The organism is Pseudomonas sp. PS01300, assembly GCF_029960155.1.
Lineage (GTDB): Bacteria > Pseudomonadota > Gammaproteobacteria > Pseudomonadales > Pseudomonadaceae > Aquipseudomonas > Aquipseudomonas palmensis.
Window position 1 is genome coordinate 45,710 of sequence record NZ_JASCPN010000038.1, and the last position, 6,646, is coordinate 52,355.

Here is a 6,646-nt window from a genome sequence, read left to right on the forward strand (position 1 = left end):
CCCCGGCCGTATTGGCCGGCACACTTTCCCTTCCACCGAAAAAGGACTCTCGGTCTTGTCGTTCATGACATCTCCTCGTCTGCACTTTGCCACCCTCAGCCTGTTCACCGCCCTGAGCCTTACCGCCACCGCCAGCTTCGCCGACGAAGACGAGGCCGTTGCCAAGGGCCGCTGGCAGGGCCTGGCCGGCATGGCCAACCTCTACCTGAACGATGCCGACGCACAGGAATTCATCGATGCCGGCGACAAGGAGAAAAGCGAGCACGACAACATGGCTGGCGCCCTGGCCTATTACCTGACGGCCGCACGCCTGGACCCGAAGAACGCCTATGCGTCCTACCAGGCCGGCGCCGCCCTGGCCTCGATGGAGAAGTTCGATCTGGCTGGCGACCTGCTCGACCAGGCCCGCGAGCGCGGTTTCTGGCAGGCCGTGATCCTGCGTGACGACGACGAGCTGGAGGGCATGAAGGACGCACCGGCCTACAAGAAACTACTGCAGAGCGCCGAGGCCAACTACGCCAAACAGGCCAAGGATGCCGGTGCGGCGGCGTTCAGCATCCCCGAAGGCAAGGCCCCGGCCGGCGGCTGGCCGGTGGTGGTGTGGCTGTCCGGCTACGGCACCGAAGGCAGCAAGGGCATTCGCATGCGTGAAGAACTGGTGGGCGAACGCGCCGTACTGGTGGGCGTGAACGGCACGCTCAAGCGCGACGAGGGCCAGTTCATGTGGCAGCAACACACGGTCGAGCCGACCGAGAAAGCCGTGGCGGCCGCGCTCAAGGCCCTGGAAAAGCAGACCCGCATCGACCGCTCGAACGTGGCGCTGATCGGCTTTTCCCAGGGCGCCGAACATGCGGCGCACCTGATCGCCGAATACCCGCAGCATTACAGCGGCGCGGTACTGCTGTCGCCGGGCGGCTTTCGCATTCCATTCGCCGTGCAGAAGGCCAAGGACAAGCGCATCGTGATCGTGCACGGCGCCAAGGAGCATTCGAGCAACCTGGAACTGACCGCAACCACGCAGAAGGCATTCGAAGGCAGCAACCCGGTGCAAAGCCACGAACACCCGGCCGGGCACACCTTCCAGGATGACTGGGAAACGGCGTATCGCGGGTACCTCGATTACGCGTTGGGGCTGACCCCGGCGGGCTGACTACAGCGCGGCTTTCGCCAGCAAGGCTGGCTCCTGCAGAGTGGGGATAAACGGCAGGAGTCAGCCTTGCTGACGAAGAACCCTTCGAGATCTGTCCAAAAGTCCTACAGCAGGCCCCAAAAAACCATTCTATGCTTGCACCTGAGTTCGACGCCCCTGTGGCTCGAAGCTGGGGGGCTGTTATCGATGCACCGGGGCGCCGCAAGCCAATCCCGACACCGATACAGCCCCTCTTTTTTTGCCTCAGCGCAGCCCCAACTGCCCCCGCAGGTAGTCATACAGCCCCGACGCACTCTTGCGATAGCCATCGGCCGTCAGGTGCACCAGGTCGCCTCGCGCCAGCCCCTCTGCCTGCCACCGCGCAATCGAGCACTCCCCGCCCATGTAGGCCTGCCAGTCCCAGAACAGCACGTTGGCCTGGCGTGCCACCTGGCGCTGGATCTGCACCACCTGCGGCAACGACTGCGGGCGCCGCGTCGCGCAGGTGCGCGCACCACGCTGCTTGATCGAGTCCGAAGGCCCCACCAGCAGGATCACTGCCCGTGGCTGCACCCGCTTGAGCTGGGCCACGGTACGGCGCAACTGGTCACGGTACTTGGCCATGTCCAGGGTGTTGTCGAACGCCTCGTTGGTGCCATAGGCCAGAATGATCAGGTCCGGGCGCAGGGCCTTGAGGTTTTCCTGCCAGCCAGCCTGCCATTTGTCCTGCACCTCCAGCCGCGCACCGTTGATACCCAGGGCCGAATAGGTCACCCCGGCGTTCTTCTGGCCCTGGATGTACCAGCCACCCAGCACCGTGCCCGGGTGGGCATTCAGGCTCATGTCCACCGGCAGGCTGATGCTGTTGAGCGGCGGGCTGAAGCGCCACTGCCCGTTGCTTGCGGCCAGCATCACGCGGCGCGCCGCGTTCTGCCCGCCACGGGCGGTAAGGCTGCTGTTCTCCCGCGCCTGGTACAGGGCCGAGATACGGTAGCGCTGGGCACTGGGTTCGCGCGCCTCCAGGCGCACGCTCGGGTTTGCTGCCAGCGGTACCGACAGGTAGCCCCCCAGCGGGAACTGGGTGCTTTGCTGGTTGCGCGCCGACACCAGCTCCCACTGGCGCCTGGCCGTCTTGAGGATCAGGTTGTCGTAGCGCGTGCCAGGTACCGGTGTCGCCGCCACAAAGCCTATGCCGCCATCGCCGTACTGCGACTGCAGCAGGCGACGCATCTCGCCGCTGAACAGGTCGGCGGCAGTGTGCGAATCTCCGAATTGCACGATATTGACCGGTGTGCGACTGGAGGTGCGCAGCTTGCCGGCCAGCACCGCAAGGTTGCCGTCACGGCTGCCGGTCGCCTTCTGCTGCACGGCGAGGGGGCGCGCGGCCGGCGCGTTGACCGCCGCCACCGGGCTGCAGCCCGGCAGCGCGCAGATAAGCGCCGCCACCGGGCTGCAGCCCGGCAGCGCGCAGATAAGCGCCGCCAGCACCAGGATGTTGTGCGCTCGGCGCATGCTCAGTGTCCCGTTACGGTCAGGCCCGGGAAGGCGATCATCGACAGTACCTGCTCGGCGATCAGCTTCTGGCCCGTGGTGGTGAAGTGGATGCCGTCGTCGACACGGGTCTTGACCCGTTTGCCCTGGCTGTTCTGCAGGGTATAGGAGAACTCGTCGGTCTGGTAACCGAGCACGCCGTTGGCCGACACGTAATGCTGCTGGTACAGCTGCGCCTGGCTTTCATACAGCCCGCTGAGATAGGCCATGGCCGTCGACAACTTGGGTTTTTGCATGTTGGGCGGGCCGACCCAGATCACCTGCACATTGTGCGCGCGGGCCTCGTCCAGGATCCGGTCGATGCGCTTGCGGTACAGCGCCTCCCACTCAGGCGATTTGAAGCGCAGGAACGGCTTGCCCTTGGACTCGGGCATGTCCCACGGGTCGTTCGGGCCCAGGAACACCACCATCAGGCGGATGTTGGGGTGATTCTGCAGCGTGTCGGACACCGTCTGCGGCCAGTTGAAAAAACCGGGGTACGCCAGGCCCGTGCTCTGGCGGCTGAGGTTGACGCTCTTGATCTGGTAGCGCTTGAGCAAGGTGTTGGCCAGGTGCGGCGCCACGCCCTGCATCAGCGAGTCGCCCACCAGGAACACTTCGTCGCCAGCCGCCAGGCTCACGGCCTTGGGCGGCTGCCCCGGCACCACCGGTTGCGCGGCGGGCGCCTGTGCCACAACCGGCTGCACTGCCGCTGGCTGCACTGCAGGGGGCCTGGCCGCAGGTGTCGGCGCCACCACCGGTACCTTGGCAGGCGCCGGCGCCTTGGCATGCGGCTGCGCCAGGTCGACCAGCACCACCGGCATACTGGGCGGCAGCTCGACCGTCGGCATGCCCTCGGCCTGGGCCAGCAGGGTCTGGCGCTCCAGGCTGTCGATGAAGCTGCTGCGCGCATCCCCCAGGGCCTGGGTCAGGTTGCCGCCCAGGCGCCACGCCTGGCTCTGCCCTACCCAGGGCAGCTCGCAGCTCTGGTGGTACTTCTGCTGGCAGTACAGGCTGATGGAGTTCTGGTTCAGCCAGAACAGCAGCAAGGTGGTGACCAGGATCGCGTACAGCACCTTGGCCGCGCCCATTTGCGTCTTGAACAGCTGACCGGTACTAGAAGCTTGCATAGATGAACCCCGGCACGCCCGATTGCGAAGCGAAGATGACCAACGACACGAACAGCCCCAGCGGGATCGGGTAGAGCTGCCAGGGCAGCCGGCTGCTGGCGGCAAAACCCTGGCGCAGCAGCGCCAGCACCTGCGGGTACACCGCGATGTACAGCACGCAGCCCAGCAACAGCAGGCCGGTGGTGCTCAACAGCCCGCCCAGGCTCAGGCCGGCGATGCCGCCGAGCATGTCCAGCGCATCATCCAGGCTCGCGCAGCGAAAGAAGATCCAGGCGAAGGCGACGTAGTGGAAGGTCAGCAGGCGCGCCAGCACATCCGCGCCCGGCCAGCGCATCGGTTGTGGCAGCACATAGGTTGAGGCCTTGTACAGCGCCAGCCCCACGCCGTGCAGCGCACCCCAGATGATGAAGTTGAGGCTCGCGCCGTGCCACAGCCCGGAAACCAGCATCGCCAGCAGCATGTTCAGGTTGCCGCGCCATACGCCCTGGCGGTTGCCGCCCAGCGGGATGTACACGTAGTCGCGAATGAAGGTCGACAGGCTGATGTGCCAGCGCCCCCAGAACTCCTTGAGGTTGCGGGCCGCGTAGGGCGCATTGAAGTTGGCCGGCAGGCGAAAGCCCAGCAGCAGCGCCACACCGGTCACCAGGTTGGTGTAGCCGCTGAAGTTCAGGTAGATCAGCAGGCTGTAGCCGTACACGCTCAGCAGCAGTTGCTCGGCGCTGAAGCCGCTTGGGGTCTCGAACACCGGGTCGACCCACTCGCTGCCCAGCCAGGCACTGAAGAAGAACAGCTTGACCACCGCCAGCGCAATCAGCCCCAGCGCCCGTTGCGGCTCCAGCACCTGGCGGATCTGCGCCGGGCGAATCTGCGGCAGCATGTGCGCGGCGCGGTTGACCGGACCGGCCACCAGGCTGGGGAAGAAGGCCAGGTACAGGGCCAGGTCCAGCGGCGCGGCCGGGGCCATTTCACCGCGGTTGATCGACACCAGGTAGCTGACCGAATGGAAGGTGTAGAACGACAGCCCGATCGGCAGCAGCACCTCCAGCACCGGCAGCGAGACGTCCAGGCCCAGGTCGGCCAGCGCGGCCTGCACGCCCCCCACGAAGAATTCCTGGTACTTGAAGACATAGAAGCAGCCCAGCACCAGCAGCAACACCATCAGGTAGGTGAAGCGCCGTCCGGGATATCGCGCGCTGAACAGCCCCAGCAGGTAGACCAACAGGGTGTAGCCGAGCAGGATGTACAGCGAATCGAGGCTGAAGCTTGCGACCAGCGCATAGCTGCCCGCCAGCAGCAGGACGTTCTGCAGGCGAACGCTCCAGCAAAGGCTCCAGTAGACCGCGAAAAACAGAGTGAAGCAGAGGCCGAACTCGATCGAAAGAAAGCTCACAACGTAGTCCATTACGCGACATGGAAGGGGGGACCCTGACCCGGATACAACCCGCGGCGCAGAGCGGGCGCGATTATGGCAGACAGCAGTGAGCCCCCACAATGCAAGCGGTGCAGGAAAATCAAGCCTGTTCCCACGGCATTTATGCAACAGAATGCGACGAAAGATCACAGGCGCTGATTTGCTCCCCCTGCCCTGCTCTGCTAGTGTCGCGCCGTTCAAACCGCCACCAGAGACAGCCGCCATGGCCCGAAAAAAAGCTGCCATTGACTTCGAGCAATCCCTTGCCGACCTGCAAGCGCTGGTCGAACGCCTGGAGAACGGCGAACTGTCGCTGGAAGACTCGCTGACCGCCTTCGAGCAAGGCATCGGCCTGACCCGCGATTGCCAGAGCGCCCTGACCCAGGCCGAGCAGAAGGTCCAGGTGCTGCTGGAGCGCGACGGCGAGTTGCGCGCCGAGCCGTTCGACGCGGAACAGCCAGAATGATTGCCGCCTACCAGGCCCGTTGCCAGGCCCAGGTGGATGCCGCGCTGGAAACCCTGTTCCACGCCCCCTCGAGCGAACTCGAGCGCCTGTATGCCGCCATGCGCTACAGCGTGATGAACGGCGGCAAGCGGGTACGCCCGCTGCTGGCCTATGCCGCCTGCGAGGCGCTGGGTGGCGCCAGCAGCGATGCCGACGGCGCCGCCTGCGCAGTCGAGCTGATCCACGCCTATTCGCTGGTGCATGACGACCTGCCGGCAATGGACGACGACGACCTGCGTCGCGGCCAGCCCACCACCCACAAGAAATTCGACGAGGCCTGCGCGATCCTGGCCGGCGACGGCTTGCAGAGCCTGGCCTTCAGCGCCCTGCTCGACCCGCGCCTGAGCCCGCAGGGCGATGCCATTCGCCTGGCCATGGTGCAGGCCGTGGCCCAGGGCGCCGGCCCCGCCGGCATGGTCGGTGGCCAGGCCATCGACCTGGGCTCGGTGGGGCTCAAGCTCGATCAGACCGCGCTGGAATACATGCACCGGCACAAGACCGGCGCGCTGATCGAAACCAGCGTCAAGGTCGGCGCCCTGGCCAGCGCGCGGGCCGATGCCCAGACGCTTGCGGCCTTGCAGCAGTATGCCCAGGCCATCGGCCTGGCGTTCCAGGTGCAGGACGACATCCTGGATGTCGAGAGCGATACCGCGACCCTGGGCAAGCGCCAGGGCGCAGATATCGCCCGCGACAAGCCGACCTACCCGGCATTGCTGGGGCTCGAAGCCGCCAAGGCCTACGCGCTGGAACTGCGCGACCAGGCGCTGGCAGCGCTGGCTGGGTTCGATGACAAGGCCGAGCCGCTGCGCGCGTTGGCGCGGTACATCGTCGAACGCCGCAGTTGACCGCAGCGGCCCTTCGCCGGCAATGCCGGCTCCTGCATCGAACCCTGTAGGAGCCGGCATTGCCGGCGAAACGCGCCCCACATACCTCAATGGGCA

General features: G+C 66.0%; 6 protein-coding genes. 3 read left to right on the plus strand and 3 right to left on the minus strand.

Features of this window, described 5'->3' with window-relative positions; translation table 11 throughout:
* Positions 1 to 64: 64 nt before the first annotated feature.
* Positions 65 to 1,150 (plus strand): dienelactone hydrolase family protein, encoded by a 1,086-nt coding sequence (locus QMX96_RS18025; RefSeq protein ID WP_177346343.1) that lies wholly within the window; start codon positions 65 to 67, stop codon positions 1,148 to 1,150.
* 243 nt (positions 1,151 to 1,393) lie between these two features.
* On the opposite strand, the gene QMX96_RS18030 is transcribed toward QMX96_RS18025, so the two are convergent.
* Genes QMX96_RS18030 through QMX96_RS18040 form a run of 3 tightly spaced genes read right to left on the minus strand, consistent with a single transcriptional unit; the run spans position 1,394 to position 5,179 of the window.
* A complete protein-coding gene (locus QMX96_RS18030) occupies positions 1,394 to 2,641 on the minus strand; it encodes an SGNH/GDSL hydrolase family protein (protein ID WP_282362159.1) in 1,248 nt (415 codons plus the stop codon).
* Between the two features lie 2 nt (positions 2,642 to 2,643).
* Positions 2,644 to 3,789 (minus strand): SGNH family hydrolase, encoded by a 1,146-nt coding sequence (locus QMX96_RS18035; RefSeq protein WP_282362160.1) that lies wholly within the window; start codon positions 3,787 to 3,789, stop codon positions 2,644 to 2,646.
* Positions 3,776 to 5,179, minus strand: a complete 1,404-nt coding sequence (locus tag QMX96_RS18040) for an MBOAT family O-acyltransferase (RefSeq protein ID WP_240619922.1) — start codon at positions 5,177 to 5,179, stop codon at positions 3,776 to 3,778. The genes QMX96_RS18035 and QMX96_RS18040 overlap by 14 nt, the downstream gene beginning before the upstream one ends.
* 244 nt (positions 5,180 to 5,423) lie before the next feature.
* On the opposite strand from QMX96_RS18040, the gene QMX96_RS18045 reads away from it, so the two are divergent.
* A complete protein-coding gene (locus QMX96_RS18045; protein ID WP_043861884.1) occupies positions 5,424 to 5,666 on the plus strand; it encodes an exodeoxyribonuclease VII small subunit in 243 nt (80 codons plus the stop codon).
* On the plus strand, positions 5,663 to 6,550 hold the full coding sequence (locus tag QMX96_RS18050) for a farnesyl diphosphate synthase (protein ID WP_210014646.1): 888 nt from the start codon (positions 5,663 to 5,665) through the stop codon (positions 6,548 to 6,550). The genes QMX96_RS18045 and QMX96_RS18050 overlap by 4 nt, the downstream gene beginning before the upstream one ends.
* Positions 6,551 to 6,646: the final 96 nt, after the last annotated feature.

Bases quoted from the DNA above. Each gene is read 5' to 3' on its own strand.
- QMX96_RS18025 (WP_177346343.1), top strand. From the start codon at position 65: ATGACATCTCCTCGTCTGCACTTTGCCACCCTCAGCCTGTTCACCGCC.
- QMX96_RS18030 (WP_282362159.1), bottom strand. From the start codon at position 2,641: ATGCGCCGAGCGCACAACATCCTGGTGCTGGCGGCGCTTATCTGCGCG.
- QMX96_RS18035 (WP_282362160.1), bottom strand. From the start codon at position 3,789: ATGCAAGCTTCTAGTACCGGTCAGCTGTTCAAGACGCAAATGGGCGCG.
- QMX96_RS18045 (WP_043861884.1), top strand. From the start codon at position 5,424: ATGGCCCGAAAAAAAGCTGCCATTGACTTCGAGCAATCCCTTGCCGAC.
- QMX96_RS18050 (WP_210014646.1), top strand. From the start codon at position 5,663: ATGATTGCCGCCTACCAGGCCCGTTGCCAGGCCCAGGTGGATGCCGCG.